Consider the following 16,187-nt stretch of genomic DNA (forward strand, 5'->3'; position numbering starts at 1 on the left):
ATAGGAGTCCATTTTTATCTCCTTGCTTTCTCCCATCTCCCCGGTGAAACATCCTTGACTTACATCAAGTGACGACAAAGTGGCGCAGCCGGAGGCATGCGCCGCAGAGGGAGGACGAGATGCCTGTCATGCAGTCGAGAATCATTCACCTGTCAGTCGAAAAGCCGTGGGCACAGGTCTATGGTTTCGCCTCCGACCCTAAGAACATGCCGCGCTGGGCGGCAGGTCTGGGCGGCGGGCTGAAACCGGATGGCAACGACTGGATCGCCGATGGCGGGCCGCTTGGCGAGGTGCGGGTGAATTTTGCCCCGGCCAACGAATTCGGCGTCATAGATCATGTCGTTACATTGCCTGATGGGCTGAAGGTCTATAACGCGCTTCGGGTAACGCCGAATGGCAGCGGCGCGGAAGTGAGCTTCACGCTGCTTCGGCTTGACGGCATGACGGACGAGGAGTTCGAGCAGGACGCGAGCGCGATCACGGCCGATCTCGAAACGCTGAAATCCCTGCTTGAAGCGGATTGATGGAGTAAATGATGACAGAAAATGCCAATGACCGGCGCATCGACTATGTCGAATTCAACGTTGCCGATATCGAGCGCAGCAAGGAATTTTACGGCGGCGCATTCGGCTGGACCTTCAAGGATTACGGTCCGCAATATTGCGAGTTTTCCGATGGCCGGCTGACCGGCGGTTTCACCACCACGGCGCCGGTTTCGGCCAGGGGCGGACCGCTCGTCATTCTCTACGCCTCCGATATCGAGGATGTCCAGCGGCGTGTCGAAGCCGCCGGCGGACAGATCAGCATAGCACTTTTCGAGTTTCCGGGCGGACGGCGTTTTCACTTCACCGATCCGGACGGATATGAACTGGCCGTCTGGTCGAAAAGCTGATCGGCAGGAGCTCGCCATGACTTTGACAACACCGCCTTTTTCGTTGGTCGGTATCGATCATATCGTCTTCATCGTCGACGACATGACGCGGGCGCTCGATTTTTACCGGAACGTGCTGGGGTGCAGGGATGGTTACTCTTACCCTGCTCTCGGGATGGAACAAGTCTGGTGCGGTAATGCCTTGATCGTGCTGTGGGATGTCACGCACCCCGGTGGCACAAAGGCCGCTCCGCCCGTCGCCGGAGGTCGTAATGTCGATCACATCTGCATAGCGACCGGTCCCCTGAACCATGATGCGCTTCGCGCCCATCTGGCGAAATTTAACGTCACGCTAGAACAGGAAGCCTTTCACGGCGGCGCGAGAGGGATGGGACATTCGTTCTATTTCCGTGATCCCTTCGGCAACAAGATCGAGTTGAAGGGACCGGCCGAATATGCGGATGGACGGTCGGAAAACGCCTGATCTGAACAATAAAAAAGGGCGCCTTCCGGCGCCCTTCTTTATATTCTACTTGCCTCATTCGCCTCCACCAAGCGAATGCACGAAGATCGCCAGCTGCTTGACGGTCGTGTCACCGAGACGCTCACCCCAGGCGGGCATGACACCGTGCTTGGGCGAACGGATCTGCGAAACGATCCCCTCCTCCCCATGCGACTTCAGCCAGATCGCGTCGGCCAGATTGGGCGCCCCGAATTCGCGATTACCCTTGGCGTCTTCCCCATGGCACGAGGCGCAATTGTCGGCAAAGAGCTGCTTGCCGGGTTCCACCAGCGCCGGGTTGGAAGGCGTGCCGGTAAGGCTGACGACATAGGCGGCGACCTCGCGGATTTCGTTCGACTGGAGGATGTCGCCGAAGGCCGGCATTTCCGAAGCGCGCGTATCAGGATCATCGGCAAAACGGATGCCGTGCTTCACCGTCGTGTAGATATCGTCGGTACTGCCGCCCCACATCCAGTCATCGTCATTGAGGTTGGGATAACCTTGCCCGCCTTCCGCGCCCGAACCGTGACACTGAATGCAATTGACCTTGAAAGCGGCTGCACCGCCGGAAAGCGCAAACTGCATCAGGGTCGGGTCCGCCTGGATTTCGGCAAGCGAGGAATTGGCGATTCTGTCGACATAGACGCTCTGCGCCTGTTTCGCATCGGCAATTTCGGCGGCGATTTCGCCGCGGCTGCTCCAGCCGAGCAAGCCTTTTGTTGCGCCTGATATCAGCGGGTAAGCCGGATAGGCGATGGTATAACCGATGGCCCAGAGGATCGTGAAATAAAAGGTCCAGACCCACCAGCGCGGCATGGGATTGTTCAGCTCGCGGATACCGTCCCATTCGTGGCCGGTGGTTTCGACGCCGCTGATGTCATCAATGTGTTTTTCGGACATATCCTAGTCCTCCTTGAGCGGAATGCTGGCGGCATCGTCCGCGGCCTTCTTGGAGCCGGGGCGAAGGGTAAAAACGACGACGCCGGCGAAGAACAGGGTCATGGCAAGCAGGCCCCAGCTGTCGGCGAAGTGGCGCATGGCCGTATAGGTTTCCATCGTTTCGCCTCCTCACCGGTATCCGGCGGCATCGTCATAGGTCGAGAAATCGACCAGCGTGCCGAGCATCTGCAGATAGGCGACCAGAGCATCCATTTCGGTAAGCTTGGCCGGATCGCCGTCGAAATCGCCGACCTTCGCCTTCGGGTAACGCGCCAGAAGTTCCGACGAATCCGCATTCGGATCGGCCTGGGCGGCCAGATCGGCTGCGGACTTCTCGATCATCTCATCGCTATAGGGAACGCCGACGGCGCGGTTGGCCTTCAGCTCCATCGAGATGTCGGTGATCTTCAGCGGCGTCGTCTTGAGGAAGGCGTATGACGGCATGATCGATTCCGGCACCACGGAGCGCGGATCGGCCAGATGCTGCACGTGCCATTCGTTCGAATAACGATCGCCGACGCGCGCGAGGTCTGGCCCCGTGCGCTTGGAACCCCACTGGAACGGATGGTCATACATGGATTCCGCCGCCAGGCTGTAATGCCCGTAACGCTCCACCTCGTCGCGGAACGGCCGGATCATCTGGCTGTGGCAGACGTAACATCCCTCACGGATGTAGATGTTGCGCCCGGCCAGTTCCAGCGGCGTGTAGGGCCGCATGCCCTCCACCTTCTCGATGGTGTTCTCGAGATAAAAGAGCGGTGCGATTTCCACGATACCGCCGATGGAGACGACCAGCAGGGAGCCGACCAGAAGCAGCGTGGCGTTGCGTTCGATGACGCCGTGTTTGTCAAGTATGGACATCGGCCTCTCCTTATTCAGCAGGCTGCAGCGAAGGAGCCGCGTCCTTGCGGGCGCCCTCCTCGCGTTGATGACCGAGGATGGTCATCGTGACGTTGTAGGCCATGATCAGCGCTCCGCTGAGGAACATCAGGCCACCCAGTGCACGCATCACGTAATAGGGGAACAAGGCCGCGACCGATTCCGCGAAGGAATAGACGAGGAAGCCCTGGGCATCATATTCGCGCCACATCAGAGCCTGCTGGATGCCGGCCACCCACATGACGGCGGCGTAAACAACGATGCCGAGAGTGGCGAGCCAGAAGTGCCAGTTGACCAGTTGCAGGCTGTAGAGACGGTCCCTGCCCCAGAGTTTCGGCGTCAGGTAATAGATCGCGCCGAAGGTGATCATGCCGTTCCAGCCAAGCGCGCCGGAATGAACGTGGCCGATTGTCCAGTCGGTATAGTGGCTGAGCGAGTTGACGGCCTTGATCGACATCATCGGACCTTCGAAGGTCGCCATGCCGTAGAAGGCCACCGCCATCACCATCATGCGCACGACGGGATCGGTGCGGATCTTGTCCCATGCGCCCGAAAGCGTCATCAGGCCGTTGATCATGCCGCCCCACGAAGGCATCCACAGCATGACCGAGAACACCATGCCGAGCGTCTGCGCCCAGTCGGGCAGCGCGGTATAGTGCAGATGGTGCGGACCAGCCCAGATATACATGAAGATCAGCGCCCAGAAGTGGATGATCGACAGGCGGTAGGAATAGACCGGGCGGTTCACCTGCTTCGGAATGAAATAATACATCATGCCGAGGAAGCCGGCCGTCAGGAAGAAGCCGACGGCGTTATGGCCATACCACCATTGCGTCAGCGCATCCTGCACGCCGGAGAACGCCGAATAGCTCTTGACGCCCAGGAACGACACGGGCACCGCCAGATTATTGACGATGTGCAACATGGCGATGGTGACGATGAAGCCGAGATAGAACCAGTTCGCCACATAGATATGCGGCTCCTTGCGCATGAAGATCGTGCCGAGGAAGGTCACGAGATAGGCGACCCAGACGATGGTCAGCCAGATATCGACATACCATTCCGGTTCGGCATATTCGCGGCCCTGGGTGATGCCCAGCAGGTAACCGGTGGCGGCCATGATGATGAAGAGGTTATAACCCCAGAACACGAACCAGCCGAGATTGCCGCCGAACAGGCGCGCCCGACAGGTTCTCTGCACCACGTAAAAGGAGGTGGCGATCAGCGCATTTCCGCCGAAAGCGAAGATCACCGCCGAGGTGTGCAGCGGCCGCATGCGGCCGAAATTGAAATAAGGTGCGATGTTGAGATCGGGAAAGGCAAGCTGAAGCGCCACCACGACCCCGACCAGAAAACCGACGACACCCCAGAACACGGTGGCGATGACGCCGTATTTCACCACCTCGTCGAAATATTCCGACTTGCGGCGGGCGAGCGCGGCCGGATCGACAGGCGCGAAGGAGACACGGCGCAAAAGAAGCACCGTGCTGACCAGCAGTGTAAAGAACAGCACCCACATATGGGCGGCGAAAAGACTGTCATGGGCAAAAGCTGCCCCAAGCAACGCGAGAAAGGCCCCAAGGGCCACGATCGCGGTTTCTAACGTGTAATTCATTGTTGGTTTCCCCCAACGTGCAAGCCGACCGACGAAAGGCAGGTTGTGCGCCTGGGAGAGCGGAAACGCGCCTTTGCGTCGGTTGGAGCATTGCCACCGGCAGGGCAACGCCACCTTGATCCAGATCAAGAAAGCAAAGCTGTCGCAGCCCCGGTAAAACAGGGCGCGGCTTTATGAGGGGAATTTGCGGAAGAGCAAAAGTGCGCGGTCACGGCGAACCTGCTTTCGCAGATGTCGCGTCAGCCCTTCATCTTGAGGGGCAGCCCGGCGGCGACGAAAAAAACGTCGTCGGCAATGGCCGCGATACGCTGGTGCAGCCGGCCGGCATGATCGCGGAATTCACGCGCCATGCGATTTTCAGGCACGATGCCAAGACCAACCTCATTGGAGACGAGAATCAGTTTCGCTTTTGCCGGCGCCACGGCCGCCGCCAAAACGTCGAAGGCGGCATCGATATCGGCATTTTCCATCATCAGATTGGTGAGCCACAATGTCAGGCAGTCGATGAGGATGATATTCTCCGGCCGGTCGAGGCGCGCGAGCACCGGGACTATGTCGACCGGCGCTTCATGAGTCGTCCACTCGCCGCCACGCCGCGCCTGATGATGGCCGATACGGTCACGCATCTCCTCATCCCATGGCCTGCCGGTGGCCAGATAATGCAGGCTTCCGCCGGCATTTACCGCAAGCTCTTCCGCAAAACGCGACTTGCCGGAGCGCGCGCCGCCAAGAATGAAAACGGAGCGGTTTTTATCTGTCATCGGAAACCTGAATGAGGAAAATGAGACGGACCGGCGTCTTTGCGATGTCGCAAGCCAGAAACAGGCGGCCATGAAGGGAACGATTCGTAGAAAAAGGCGTCCCCCGGTTGTTCATGCCGGACTGCCGCTGATACCGGACCGGAGAGACAAAACCTGCCTGCGGGATGCGGGACATATCAGCCTTGGCAACTCCGGATACCGGAAACACCGGTCCTCATGAAAGGCTAGGTGCGAATGGCTGTTCTGTCAATCGGCCGGGGATAGTGCCGGGAATTTACACGGAACCGGTACGCAAAACCTCACCCGGAACCGGCAGACCTTCCGTCCGCGAAGCGATTGATAAAGCCATAGGGTTACCGGAAGGTTAGCGAAACCGCGCCATGACGAAGCTGCAACGCGGCGGCAGAATATTCGCGCGACGGGGCCGCCGCCATTGCCTTGCCATGGCCTTCAAATCAATATGCTTTCGAAGATTCGCAAACAGCAAGGTGACCTGCCCGTGATGACCGTCATGGACTATATATCGATCGTCATTTTCGTCGTGCTGTGGGCTGCCTATACCCATATCACGACGGGATCGCGGCTGTTTGCGCGCGCCAGCCTCAACCAGGCCATGGCCGAGCGCCGGCGCGACTGGATCATGAATTCGCTCAAACGCGATCTGAAGATGATCGACACGCAGATCATGGCCGGTCTGCAGAACGGCACGGCCTTCTTCGCCTCCACCTCCATCTTCGCCATCGGCGGCTGTTTTGCCCTGCTGGGCGCCACCGAACAGGTCGAATCGGTGTTTCGCGACATGCCATTCGTGCATTATGCCGGGCGCACGGCCTTCGAGCTGAAGGTCATCGGGCTGACCTGTCTGTTCGGTTATTCCTTCTTCAAATTCGGCTGGTCCTACCGCCTGTTCAACTATTGCACGATCCTGTTCGGCGCCATTCCCATGGTCCACGATGCCGGTGCGGACCGCGAGGCGGCCGAGCGCGCCGCCGAAAACGTCATAAAGATGAACATCATCGCTGCTAAGAACTTCAATGATGGCCTGCGGACGATCTTTCTATCCATCGGTTATCTCGGCTGGTTCATCAGCCCCTATGTCTTCATCGCCAGCACCGTCATCATCATCGTGGCGCTCTTGCGCCGGCAGTTCTTTTCCGAGGCGCGTCGCGCCATCATGGAAGACAGCAGGCCTTGAAATAGCCGCACTTCAAGGGCCAAGCCCGAATGAATACCGGTCTCGTGAAAAGCGGAAAACATGGATAAAAACGCAGCCACCACCGAAACCAACCGCAGGGGCCGTATAGGCGGTCTTGATACCCTGCGCGGGCTGGCGCTTCTCGCCATGGCCTCCTACCACTTCACGTGGAATCTGGAATATTTCGGTTATCTCGAACCCGGCACGGCAACCACGGGCCTGTGGAAGCTCTATGCCCGCGGCATCGCCACTTCATTCCTGTTTCTGGCCGGCTTCAGCCTGTTTCTCGCCCACGGTAAAGGCCTGAACTGGCCGTCCTTCGGCAAGCGTTTCGCCATGGTGGCAGGTTCGGCGCTGCTGATTACCGCCGCCACCTATTTCGCCTTTCCCGACAGTTTCATCTTCTTCGGCATCCTGCATAATATCGCCGCCGCAAGCCTCGTCGGGCTGCTGTTCCTGCGCGCACCAGCGCTGGTGACGCTGCTTTTCGCGGTGATCGCCTTCGCGCTACCGCACTACCTGCAATCCGATCTCTTTAATGCGAAATGGCTGGCCTGGATCGGCTTTTCCACCATGCCGCCCCGCTCCAACGATTATGTGCCGTTGCTGCCCTGGCTCGCCCCATTCCTTGCCGGACTTGGCGTTTCGCAATTCGTCACCCCTCGCGGCTGGCTGGATCGTTTTCGCAACCCCAGCTCACCACGCAATCTGGTTGCCAGCGCCGGCCGGCACAGCCTGGCCTTCTACCTCATTCATCAGCCAGTGTTGATCGGCCTCGTTTATGTCCTGTCGGTCGTGGCACCGCCGCCTCCCGTCGATCAGGTCGAGCTTTACAAATCCAGCTGCGAAAAAAGCTGTGTCGAACAGGCGAACGGGCTGGAACTGTGCCAGCGTTTCTGCGGCTGCACGCTGGAGAAGCTGCAGGCGGAAAGCCTGTTCGACATCATGATGGAAGGCAAGCTCAGCGCCGATCAGCAGACGAAGGTCAGCGAAGTGGCACAGCAGTGCACGGTTGAGGCACAGTAAAAAGAGGTCAGGGCCTGCCGCCGCTTTGCCGGACGCTCGATAAGGGCGGCGATCGCCCGCGAAGATATCACCTCGCAATTTGCTGTCTCACAAGCGAAACCAGAGGCGCAGATGTTTCAGCATTTATGAAACGGCAGCGCTATCGGGCTATGTTCAAGTCCCGACGCCGATTTCGGCGAGCCGCGTCAGACAGGCCTCTTCGACATTGTCGAGTTCCGCCAGCGTCTCCTCGATATCCTTGCGCTTCTGCCGCAGGTCGGCACGCTTTTCATCAACCTTCTTCATCAGAAGCACAAGCTGGCCCGATTCGCCCGGCGGCTCCTTGTAGACCTGAATAATCTCGCGAATTTCAGCAATCGTGAAACCGATACGGCGACCACGCAGGATTTCCTGAATGAGGCGGCGGTCCGCGGCCCGGAAAAGCCGTGTGCGCCCGCGACGCTCAGGATGGATCAACCCCTCATCCTCGTAAAATCTGAGGGTACGGGTGGAAACACCGAATTCTCGGGTCAGTTCGGTTATGCTATAATATTTGTTCACGGGCCTATCCGATTCATAACCGGAAAATATTATTTGACCTTCACGTAAAAGTCAATTTTTGCCAGCCGCCCTCGCCTATCCTGAAATACCATACCACCAGGTCGCAATGCCCAGAAAGGCGAAAAACCCGACAATGTCGGTCACCGCCGTCACGAAGACGGCCGAGGAAACCGCCGGGTCAGCGCCGAATTTGTCGAGGACGAGCGGAATGAGAATGCCTGCCAGCGCCGCCGCCAGCATGTTGAGACACATGGCGGTGGCGATGATGCCGCCGATATGCACGTCCTGAAACCACAGTCCGGCGACAACGCCGATGGCGCAGCCGAACAACATGCCGTTCAGGATGCCTACACCCGCTTCGCGCCGGATAATGCGGGCGGCGTTATGAATATCGAGACTTTTGGTCGCCAGCGCCCGCACGGATACGGTCATGGTCTGCGATCCGGCATTGCCGCCCATGCCGGCGACCGCCGGCATCAGGATCGCCAGTGCCACGATCTGCTGGATCGTCGCATCGAACAGGCTGATGACCGAGGCGGACAGAAAGGCGGTGATGAGATTGACCGCAAGCCAGGGCACACGTGAACGCGAGGTGCTGGCGATACTGTCCGACAGTTCTTCGTCACCCACGCCGCCAAGGCGCAGCAGATCCTCTTCCGCTTCTTCCTGAATGACGTCGACCACGTCATCGATGGTCAGCACACCGACCAGACGGCCATTATTGTCGACCACGGCGGCGGACAGAAGGTCATACTGCTCGAAAAGCTGCGCCGCCTCTTCCTGGTCCATTTCGGCCGGAATGGAGTGGTTGGTCTCGTGCATGATCGTTTCGATCTTCACCTGACGCTTGGCGCGCAGCACCTTGTCGAGATCGAGCGCACCGACAAGCTTGAAGGTGGGATCGATGACGAAGATCTGCGTGAAGGAGTCAGGCAGTTCTTCCTCTTCGCGCAGATAGTCGATGGTCTGCCCCACGGTCCAGAACGGTGGCACGGCGACGAATTCCGTCTGCATGCGTCGACCGGCCGAGCTTTCCGGATAATCCAGCGCCCGCATCAGCCGCACGCGTTCGGTAAACGGCAGCTGCGAGAGAATATCCTCGCGGTCCTCGTCGTCGAGGTCCTCGAGAATGTAGACGGCGTCGTCGGAATCCAGCTCGCCGATACCGGCGGCGATCTGCTCGTTCGACATCTGGTCGACGATATCGAGGCGGATACCCTCATCCACCTCGGTCAGCGCCGTCATGTCGAAATCGGAACCGAGAAGCCGCACGAGCGCATGGCGCTGTTCCGGCAGGATGGATTCCAGCACGTCGCCAAGTTCGGACTCATGCAGCCGCGCCACGTTCTTGCGCAGGAAAAGCAGGTCGCGGTCGGCGATTGCCGCGCCCACCATCGTCAGAAAGTCGGAGCGGACCGACCCGTCCTCGGCATAGATATCGGAGGGCGCATCCGCAGGCTTCAACTCCTCGGGCGCGGCAGGATCGTGGTCACGGTCTGTCAATCTTGCGTCCCCTTGTAGTCAAATGCGGCAGTGCACGGATGCGCAGGCAGAATGGCGTTAAAAAGCGTATTGTCAACAACCGGATAGCTGCAAAACCACAAGCTCCGCGACTGCGGCGAAAATTCCATTCGTCATTCCTCTTCAGCGCGAATCCGGCACCACCGTGACTGGCTCCCGGAGATGAATAGCCAATCTCTGCGGCCTATTTTACGACAACGTCCGCAACCTCCGAGCCGTTCCCAAATTCGCAGATGGCGCCGACATTGCGGTTTTATCGCAATGCACAACAAAGGCGTTGACATAAAGCGCACATCGGCGCTTGTGAATATGACTTTGACAAACGGCAAGCCGCCTCCCATCTCAGCGTCAGGCAGGCAAATTCCGGGAAACCAGAAAAATGAGCAAGACGGACTTCATAGGCAAGGCATCCACCGCAGCCGGCGGCTGGGGCGCGCTTAAAAGTGTGGGCAAACGGCTCATGGAATCGGGCGCGCCGATTTCCGGCGCCCGCGTCCTGCTGAAGACCAACCAGCCGGACGGCTTCGACTGCCCGGGCTGCGCCTGGGGCGACCCCGAACACGGCTCCTCCTTCGAATTCTGCGAAAACGGCGTCAAGGCTGTCGCCTGGGAAGCGACGGAGGCCCGCGTGCCGCCGGACTTCTTTGCCACCCGCACGGTCTCCGAACTGCGCGGCTGGTCCGACTACGATCTGGAAAAACAGGGCCGCCTCACCCATCCGATGCGTTATGACAGGACGAGCGACAAATATCTGCCGGTCTCCTGGGACGAGGCCTTTGCCGAGATCGGTCGCATCCTCAACAGCCTCGACAGCCCGGACCGGGCGGAATTCTACACTTCCGGCCGCGCCTCCAACGAGGCCGCCTTCATCTATCAATTGATGGTGCGGCTTTATGGCACCAACAATTTTCCCGACTGTTCCAACATGTGCCATGAGGCAAGCGGTGTTGGCCTGCAGGCGTCGATCGGCGTCGGCAAAGGCACGGTGCTGCTTGAGGATTTCGAAAAGACGGACGCCATCTTCGTGATCGGCCAAAATCCCGGCACCAATCATCCCCGCATGTTGGGTGACCTGCGCCGGGCCGCCCTTCGCGGCGCCCGCATCGCCGTCCTCAACCCCATCCGGGAAAAGGGGCTGGAGCGCTTCGCCGACCCGCAGGACAAGATCGAGATGATCACCGGCGGCAGCACCCGCATCGCCACCAATTATTACCAGCCTCGTCAGGGCGGCGACATGGCGGCCGTGCGCGGCATGAGCAAGGCGGTCTTCGCGGCCGATGATGCCGCGCGGGCCGCGGGCGAACCCGCCATCATCGATTACGACTTCATTGCCGAACATGCGGCGGAATTCGAGGCCTATCGCGCCGCTGTCGATGCGACGAGCTGGGAAACAATCCTCGATCAGTCGGGCCTCACCCGTGCCGACATCGAGGAAGCCGCCCGCATCTACATGAATGCCGGCTCCGTCATCGCCACATGGGCCATGGGTGTCACCCAGCACCGCCACTCGGTCATCATCGTGCGCGAGATCACCAATTTCATGCTGCTGCGCGGCAATATCGGCCGTCCCGGCGCCGGCCTTTGCCCGGTGCGCGGCCATTCCAACGTTCAGGGCGACCGCACCGTCGGCATCGATGAAAAAGCGCCGCCGGCACTTCTCGACGCGCTGGAAAAGGAACTCGGCGTTTCCATGCCACGCAGGCGCGGCCATAATACGGTGGAAGCGGTGGCCGCCATGCTGGACGGCAAGGCTCAGACCTTTATCGCGCTCGGCGGCAATTTCATGCGGGCGACGCCTGACAGCCCGCTGATCATCAAGGCTTTCGAGAAGCAGAAGCTCACCGTCAACATCGCCACCAAGCTCAATCATTCCCATCTGGTGCCGGGCGAAACCTCCTTCATACTGCCCTGTCTCGGACGAACGGAAATCGACCTGAATTCGGCCGGCAGGGCGCAGATCGTCACCGTCGAGGATTCCATGAGCATGGTGCATGGTTCGGGCGGCATCAACCCGCCCGCTTCGGACGAACTGCGCTCGGAAGTCGCCATCATCGCGGGCATAGCCGAAGCGACGCTGGGCAACGCCACCGTGAACTGGAAGGCGCTCGCCGATGACTACGATCTCATCCGCGACATGATCGAGCGGGTCATTCCGGGCTTCGACAATTTCAACGAGCGTGTCCGCGTGCCGCGCGGTTTTCACCTGCGCAATGCAGCGGCGGAGCGGCAATGGAACACGGCGGCGAAAAAGGCGACCTTCTATAGCGGCCCGTTGCCCGAACAGACCGAACACCAGCAGGCGCTGCTGCGTGACGATCTGTTCGTGCTGCAGACCTTCCGCAGCCATGATCAGTACAACACCACCATCTACGGCATGGATGACCGCTATCGCGGCGTCTATGGCGAACGCCAGGTCATCTTCATGAACCCGAAGGACATGGAAACGCTCGGTGCCCACTCGCGCCAGCGTGTCGATGTCATCGGCGAATATGGTGACGGCGTGGAGCGCGTCGCGGAAAATTTCCGGCTGGTACCCTACAATATCCCGCAGGGCAGCATCGGCGGTTATTACCCGGAACTGAACGTGCTGGTGCCGCTGTCGAGCTATGGCGAAGGCAGCTTCACACCGACATCGAAATCAGTGCTGGTTTCCGTCCGCCTGCGCCCGGATGCCTCCTGATGGATGAGGAACAGTCTGCTGCCGCCTTCATGGCGGCGGTGGAGCAGATCCGGCAAGCGACATCGCAGGAACTGACGGCCACGGGCGCCGCGATCCTTCTTGCGATTCATCTGGATATAGCCACCGACAGCCGCAGCATCGCCAACCGGCTGGGGCTTGCACATGCCCTCGTTCTGCGCGAAATCGCTGCCCTGTCGCCCCGCTATGTGCGGGTGACAAAACGCGACGCCCGCACCCAGCGCAGCTTTCTGGAGGCAACGGCGGAAGGACAGGCACTCGCCGCCACCTGCCGGATTTGAAACGAACGGAGCATTCCTTGGCAATCAGGCCGATCCTTCCCTACCCCCATGCCGGCCTTTCCGATATCTGCGTGCCGGTCACGGTTTTTGACACGCAACTGCAGTCTCTGGTGACCGACCTCACCGACACCATGCGCGCCGCGCCGGGCGTCGGCATTACCGCTGCCCATATCGGCGTGCAACAACGCGTTTTTGTGCTGGAACTCACACCGGGAACCGTCCTGACCTACGTCAATCCTGAAATCATCAGCCAATCCGCCCCGACCATGCGGCATGTGGAAGGCAGCGTCTCCATGCCGGGCTTCACGGAAGAGGTGGAACGTCCGTCCAGGGTCGAGGTGAGGTTTCACGATGTATCCGGCGCGGAGCACCGGCAGACCGCCGAAGGGTTCCATGCCATCTGTATCCAGCACGAGATCGACCAGCTGGACGGCATCTTCTGGCTTAAACGCCTCTCCAAGCTGAAACGCGACCGGCTGGTGAAAAAATGGGAGAAATCCCGCAAACCCTGATACTCAGCCGGCGATCGACAGGATGAATTCCGCGTCACCCCTCAGCGTATTGCTGACGGTGCATATATCTTCGGCGGCATGGGCAATTGCATCGCGGGTCGGCCCGTCGAAATCCCCCTCAATCGCGATGCGGATATCGAAGCGGACAATACGCGATGGTTCCTCTTCCGCCTTTTCGCCGGAAACATGCACCGTGACCTTTTCGAACCGGTCGAGAACTCCCATGCGGCTCGCTGCTATCCGGGCGCTCAGCGCCAGACAGGCGGCGAGAGATGAATAGAGAAGATCAAGCGGGTTGAAACCCGGCTCCGAAGCCGCCGTCACCACGGTGAGTGCGCCACCGGTCGCGGTGACGATCTCGGGATGGCCGAGACGGCCAAGCGTAACCGCAGCACCCGTCGGCCGCTTCTTGACCCTGAACTGATTCACATCCCGCCTCGTATCTCGATTCCAGCCGATGGAACCAAAACTAGCCTCGCGCTTTTACTCACGCAACGGTGAACGACCGTTGAAGATTGATTAAAAAGGGAGCTGGGACATATGGTTACATCTACGCTCGTCAGCATTCTGATCACCTTCCTGGTGATTGTGCTCGTCTTGTGGCTCATCGCACGACTGCCCGTGGGCGGCGGCGCGAAACAGATCGCCCAGGTGATCGTCATCATCATCGGCATCATTTCGCTGCTGAAATATCTCGCGGTCTTCTGATGTCCCGGTGACACGCGAACGGAAAAAGGCGGCGAAAGCCGCCTCTTTTTATAATATGTCCAGAGCCCGGTCCCTATTGGCGCGGCTCGAACTGATAGGGCTTCTTCAGGGTTATATCCCGAACGCTGCCAATACCGAGAAACGGCGTATTGTCCGCGTCAAAGATCGCCCTGCCCTTCGCCACGATCCAGCGCACCGAACCGTCCGGCAGGTTGACCTTGTAACGCTGGTCGAAGAACACACCGGTGGTGATGCTGTCAAAAATGGCCTGCGCCACCCGGTCGCGCATTTCGACGTCAATTTTTTCAAGAACCGCTTCGATCGTCACACCACGCGATGCCACCGGCTCGGAAAATCCATGGCATTCAGCGGTAACCGCATCCATGATCAGCCTGTTGTCGGAAATGCTCCACATATAATAACCGAGCGCTTTGTCTGAATCCGTCTTGTCCCCCAGCACGAAAACCCCCGGACATTTTTTCCTGACAAAAGCTAACATCAGACCTCTAATATTCCACCCCTCGTTTTTGCAGGGTAGACCACCCGGCTACCGCAGCGTGCATCGATATCCACCGAAATTTCCTGATGCTCAAATTCCGTTATCGGTCTGGAAGCAACGATAAATTCCGAAGAGACGTCGCAAAACAGCCATCCGGCACCTACATGACTTGGGATACCATTTCGAAGGAGCTCAATATGCTGCGAACCGCCCTTACTTTTGGACTGCTGACCGCAACCGTCGTTCTGGCGGGATGCCAGACCTGGGAAAGCCCATATCGTGGAAGCGGATGGCGGATGGATCAGGTCATGGATGGCGACCCGTATCGCGTTGGTGATGGAAACCATCAGGAAAACGGTACCGCTTCGAATATTATCCGACGCTAAGCCTGGAAAGGCTCGATGCGGACGGCGGCAAGCCCATAATTTGCCGCTGTCAAATTGCAGCGCTCCGGCAAAAAGATAAAAGGCGGGGCACCGTCGAAAGTGCGAATAATTTACGCCAGTGGGATTTTCCGTTCCACGGAATTCAAGGCTAACCAATTGCCTGAAAAAGAAAAAACCCGCCGAAGCGGGTTTCTTTGGTGCGGTCGAGAAGACTCGAACTTCCACGGGTTGCCCCACAGCGACCTCAACGCTGCGCGTCTACCAATTCCGCCACGACCGCATCGTGGTAGATGTCAACTTGCGCCGACGGGGGTGCATGTAGCAAAAGGATTTTCGGTGCACAAGAGCGTCGTGACAGTTTTTTGAAATTAAAAATCGCACCGCGCCGCCCTATATGCAGGAAGCCCGGAAATGCTGGGGTTGCCGGCCTCCCGCCATTTTGCGAGAAGGCTGTGGAAAGGACTTTTTCATGCTCACACGCACGGATATCGAGACAAATATGCTGCCGACCCCCGGTTCGCCGCCCGTTCGCTGGCGAATCTCCGAAGGTCTCGTCCCTTACGGGCAGGCAATCGAGGAAATGGAGCGGGAAGTTGCCGCCATCGCCGCCGGCGAGGCCGACGAACTCGTCTGGCTTCTGGAGCATCCGCCGCTTTACACGGCCGGCACCAGCGCCGATGCCGCCGATCTTATAGAACCGGACCGTTTTCCTGTCTTTGCGACGGGCCGCGGCGGCGAATATACCTATCACGGGCCGGGACAGCGGGTCGTCTACGTCATGCTCGACCTGAAACGACGCCGGCAGGATGTCCGCGCCTATGTGGCTGCACTGGAAGATGTCATCATCCGCACGCTGGACAAGATGAATGTGCGCGGCGAGCGGCGCGAGGACCGGGTTGGCGTCTGGGTCAGGCGGCCTGAAAAACCGCTTCTGCCGGATGGCGGCATGGCCGAGGACAAGATCGCCGCGCTTGGCATCAGGCTGCGCAAATGGGTGAGCTTCCACGGGCTGTCGATCAACGTCGACCCCGACCTCGGGCATTTCTCTGGAATCGTACCCTGCGGCATCAGCACCTATGGCGTCACCAGCCTTGTCGATCTCGGATTGCCGGTTATGATCGGTGATGTCGACGTTCTGCTGCGCGAGGCCTTCGAGGAGGTTTTTGGCCCGGCAGTGCCCGAAACCGGCGCAGGCGGCTGATTCCACCGCAACCTTTGCCGCAGGCCGGTGTTTCCAGCATCGATCACCACAAG

The 16,187-nt window shown here is 59.3% G+C and carries 20 protein-coding genes and 1 tRNA gene; 10 read left to right on the top strand and 11 right to left on the bottom strand.

All coding sequences use genetic code 11. From position 1 onward, the window contains the following. The first annotated feature begins 119 nt into the window (after nt 1–119). Genes N434_RS22925 through N434_RS22935 form a run of 3 tightly spaced genes read left to right on the top strand, consistent with a single transcriptional unit; the run spans nt 120 to nt 1,355 of the window. Nucleotides 120–524, top strand: coding sequence for an SRPBCC family protein (locus tag N434_RS22925; RefSeq protein WP_110760439.1), 405 nt, complete (start codon nt 120–122; stop codon nt 522–524). A gap of 11 nt (nt 525–535) precedes the next feature. Continuing rightward, nucleotides 536–892, top strand: coding sequence for a VOC family protein (locus N434_RS22930; RefSeq protein WP_110760461.1), 357 nt, complete (start codon nt 536–538; stop codon nt 890–892). 16 nt (nt 893–908) lie between these two features. Next, nucleotides 909–1,355, top strand: a complete 447-nt coding sequence (locus N434_RS22935) for a VOC family protein (protein WP_110760440.1) — start codon at nt 909–911, stop codon at nt 1,353–1,355. 54 nt (nt 1,356–1,409) lie between these two features. Here the strand turns inward: N434_RS22935 and ccoP are convergent, their stop codons facing one another. The 5 genes from ccoP to cobU form a co-directional block, all read right to left on the bottom strand. Next, nucleotides 1,410–2,273 (bottom strand): cytochrome-c oxidase, cbb3-type subunit III, encoded by an 864-nt coding sequence (gene ccoP / locus N434_RS22940; protein WP_110760441.1) that lies wholly within the window; start codon nt 2,271–2,273, stop codon nt 1,410–1,412. Nucleotides 2,274–2,276: 3 nt separating this feature from the next. After that, a complete protein-coding gene (locus N434_RS22945; RefSeq protein ID WP_003502810.1) occupies nt 2,277–2,429 on the bottom strand; it encodes a CcoQ/FixQ family Cbb3-type cytochrome c oxidase assembly chaperone in 153 nt (50 codons plus the stop codon). Nucleotides 2,430–2,441: 12 nt separating this feature from the next. Continuing rightward, complete coding sequence (gene ccoO, locus N434_RS22950; protein WP_003495954.1) at nt 2,442–3,173, bottom strand: cytochrome-c oxidase, cbb3-type subunit II; 732 nt, start codon at nt 3,171–3,173, stop codon at nt 2,442–2,444. 10 nt (nt 3,174–3,183) lie between these two features. Beyond that, nucleotides 3,184–4,806, bottom strand: a complete 1,623-nt coding sequence (gene ccoN / locus N434_RS22955) for a cytochrome-c oxidase, cbb3-type subunit I (protein ID WP_065115625.1) — start codon at nt 4,804–4,806, stop codon at nt 3,184–3,186. A gap of 239 nt (nt 4,807–5,045) precedes the next feature. Further along, nucleotides 5,046–5,567, bottom strand: a complete 522-nt coding sequence (cobU, locus tag N434_RS22960) for a bifunctional adenosylcobinamide kinase/adenosylcobinamide-phosphate guanylyltransferase (RefSeq protein ID WP_110760442.1) — start codon at nt 5,565–5,567, stop codon at nt 5,046–5,048. 502 nt (nt 5,568–6,069) lie between these two features. On the opposite strand from cobU, the gene N434_RS22970 reads away from it, so the two are divergent. Next, on the top strand, nt 6,070–6,762 hold the full coding sequence (locus N434_RS22970) for a DUF599 domain-containing protein (RefSeq protein ID WP_110760463.1): 693 nt from the start codon (nt 6,070–6,072) through the stop codon (nt 6,760–6,762). A gap of 60 nt (nt 6,763–6,822) precedes the next feature. Then, a complete protein-coding gene (locus tag N434_RS22975) occupies nt 6,823–7,788 on the top strand; it encodes a heparan-alpha-glucosaminide N-acetyltransferase (protein ID WP_110760443.1) in 966 nt (321 codons plus the stop codon). 153 nt (nt 7,789–7,941) lie between these two features. On the opposite strand, the gene N434_RS22980 is transcribed toward N434_RS22975, so the two are convergent. Continuing rightward, complete coding sequence (locus tag N434_RS22980) at nt 7,942–8,328, bottom strand: MerR family transcriptional regulator (protein ID WP_004441868.1); 387 nt, start codon at nt 8,326–8,328, stop codon at nt 7,942–7,944. A gap of 75 nt (nt 8,329–8,403) precedes the next feature. After that, complete coding sequence (mgtE, locus tag N434_RS22985) at nt 8,404–9,831, bottom strand: magnesium transporter (RefSeq protein WP_065115628.1); 1,428 nt, start codon at nt 9,829–9,831, stop codon at nt 8,404–8,406. Nucleotides 9,832–10,228: 397 nt separating this feature from the next. Here mgtE and N434_RS22990 point away from each other — a divergent pair, with 397 nt between their 5' ends. Genes N434_RS22990 through N434_RS23000 form a run of 3 tightly spaced genes read left to right on the top strand, consistent with a single transcriptional unit; the run spans nt 10,229 to nt 13,340 of the window. Further along, the gene (locus N434_RS22990) at nt 10,229–12,529 is read left to right on the top strand and encodes an FdhF/YdeP family oxidoreductase (RefSeq protein WP_110760444.1); all 2,301 of its coding nucleotides are present in this window, start codon (nt 10,229–10,231) and stop codon (nt 12,527–12,529) included. Continuing rightward, nucleotides 12,529–12,828 (top strand): hypothetical protein, encoded by a 300-nt coding sequence (locus tag N434_RS22995; protein WP_065115630.1) that lies wholly within the window; start codon nt 12,529–12,531, stop codon nt 12,826–12,828. The genes N434_RS22990 and N434_RS22995 overlap by 1 nt, the downstream gene beginning before the upstream one ends. Before the next feature lie 17 nt (nt 12,829–12,845). Further along, nucleotides 12,846–13,340 carry a peptide deformylase gene (locus N434_RS23000; protein WP_110760445.1) on the top strand — a complete coding sequence of 165 codons (495 nt, stop codon included), beginning with the start codon at nt 12,846–12,848 and terminating at the stop codon, nt 13,338–13,340. Nucleotides 13,341–13,343: 3 nt separating this feature from the next. Here the strand turns inward: N434_RS23000 and N434_RS23005 are convergent, their stop codons facing one another. Then, nucleotides 13,344–13,769, bottom strand: coding sequence for an OsmC family protein (locus N434_RS23005; RefSeq protein ID WP_110760446.1), 426 nt, complete (start codon nt 13,767–13,769; stop codon nt 13,344–13,346). 111 nt (nt 13,770–13,880) lie between these two features. Between N434_RS23005 and N434_RS23010 the strand changes: the two genes are divergently transcribed. Then, nucleotides 13,881–14,048 carry a Thivi_2564 family membrane protein gene (locus N434_RS23010; protein WP_003502827.1) on the top strand — a complete coding sequence of 56 codons (168 nt, stop codon included), beginning with the start codon at nt 13,881–13,883 and terminating at the stop codon, nt 14,046–14,048. 73 nt (nt 14,049–14,121) lie between these two features. Here N434_RS23010 and N434_RS23015 read toward each other — a convergent pair whose 3' ends face one another. The 3 genes from N434_RS23015 to N434_RS23025 form a co-directional block, all read right to left on the bottom strand. Then, a complete protein-coding gene (locus N434_RS23015) occupies nt 14,122–14,547 on the bottom strand; it encodes a PAS domain-containing protein (RefSeq protein WP_110760447.1) in 426 nt (141 codons plus the stop codon). Then, on the bottom strand, nt 14,547–15,158 hold the full coding sequence (locus tag N434_RS25855) for a hypothetical protein (RefSeq protein ID WP_181424051.1): 612 nt from the start codon (nt 15,156–15,158) through the stop codon (nt 14,547–14,549). Before N434_RS25855 ends, N434_RS23015 begins: the two co-directional genes overlap by 1 nt. After that, nucleotides 15,129–15,213 (bottom strand) — tRNA-Leu (locus tag N434_RS23025). The genes N434_RS25855 and N434_RS23025 overlap by 30 nt, the downstream gene beginning before the upstream one ends. Before the next feature lie 189 nt (nt 15,214–15,402). On the opposite strand from N434_RS23025, the gene lipB reads away from it, so the two are divergent. Then, nucleotides 15,403–16,134 (top strand): lipoyl(octanoyl) transferase LipB, encoded by a 732-nt coding sequence (lipB, locus tag N434_RS23030; protein ID WP_110760448.1) that lies wholly within the window; start codon nt 15,403–15,405, stop codon nt 16,132–16,134. Nucleotides 16,135–16,187: the final 53 nt, after the last annotated feature.

Source organism: Rhizobium sp. UGM030330-04 (assembly GCF_003208455.1).
GTDB lineage: Bacteria > Pseudomonadota > Alphaproteobacteria > Rhizobiales > Rhizobiaceae > Agrobacterium > Agrobacterium rhizogenes_A.

What these genes read in the sequence shown, in the direction of transcription:
- N434_RS22930 (WP_110760461.1), top strand. Translation starts at nt 536, where the DNA reads ATGACAGAAAATGCCAATGACCGGCGCATCGACTATGTCGAATTCAAC.
- N434_RS22925 (WP_110760439.1), top strand. Translation starts at nt 120, where the DNA reads ATGCCTGTCATGCAGTCGAGAATCATTCACCTGTCAGTCGAAAAGCCG.
- ccoP (WP_110760441.1), bottom strand. Translation starts at nt 2,273, where the DNA reads ATGTCCGAAAAACACATTGATGACATCAGCGGCGTCGAAACCACCGGC.
- lipB (WP_110760448.1), top strand. Translation starts at nt 15,403, where the DNA reads ATGCTCACACGCACGGATATCGAGACAAATATGCTGCCGACCCCCGGT.
- N434_RS23010 (WP_003502827.1), top strand. Translation starts at nt 13,881, where the DNA reads ATGGTTACATCTACGCTCGTCAGCATTCTGATCACCTTCCTGGTGATT.
- ccoN (WP_065115625.1), bottom strand. Translation starts at nt 4,806, where the DNA reads ATGAATTACACGTTAGAAACCGCGATCGTGGCCCTTGGGGCCTTTCTC.
- N434_RS22970 (WP_110760463.1), top strand. Translation starts at nt 6,070, where the DNA reads ATGACCGTCATGGACTATATATCGATCGTCATTTTCGTCGTGCTGTGG.
- N434_RS23015 (WP_110760447.1), bottom strand. Translation starts at nt 14,547, where the DNA reads ATGTTAGCTTTTGTCAGGAAAAAATGTCCGGGGGTTTTCGTGCTGGGG.
- N434_RS22975 (WP_110760443.1), top strand. Translation starts at nt 6,823, where the DNA reads ATGGATAAAAACGCAGCCACCACCGAAACCAACCGCAGGGGCCGTATA.
- N434_RS22995 (WP_065115630.1), top strand. Translation starts at nt 12,529, where the DNA reads ATGGATGAGGAACAGTCTGCTGCCGCCTTCATGGCGGCGGTGGAGCAG.
- N434_RS22990 (WP_110760444.1), top strand. Translation starts at nt 10,229, where the DNA reads ATGAGCAAGACGGACTTCATAGGCAAGGCATCCACCGCAGCCGGCGGC.
- N434_RS22935 (WP_110760440.1), top strand. Translation starts at nt 909, where the DNA reads ATGACTTTGACAACACCGCCTTTTTCGTTGGTCGGTATCGATCATATC.
- cobU (WP_110760442.1), bottom strand. Translation starts at nt 5,567, where the DNA reads ATGACAGATAAAAACCGCTCCGTTTTCATTCTTGGCGGCGCGCGCTCC.
- ccoO (WP_003495954.1), bottom strand. Translation starts at nt 3,173, where the DNA reads ATGTCCATACTTGACAAACACGGCGTCATCGAACGCAACGCCACGCTG.
- N434_RS22945 (WP_003502810.1), bottom strand. Translation starts at nt 2,429, where the DNA reads ATGGAAACCTATACGGCCATGCGCCACTTCGCCGACAGCTGGGGCCTG.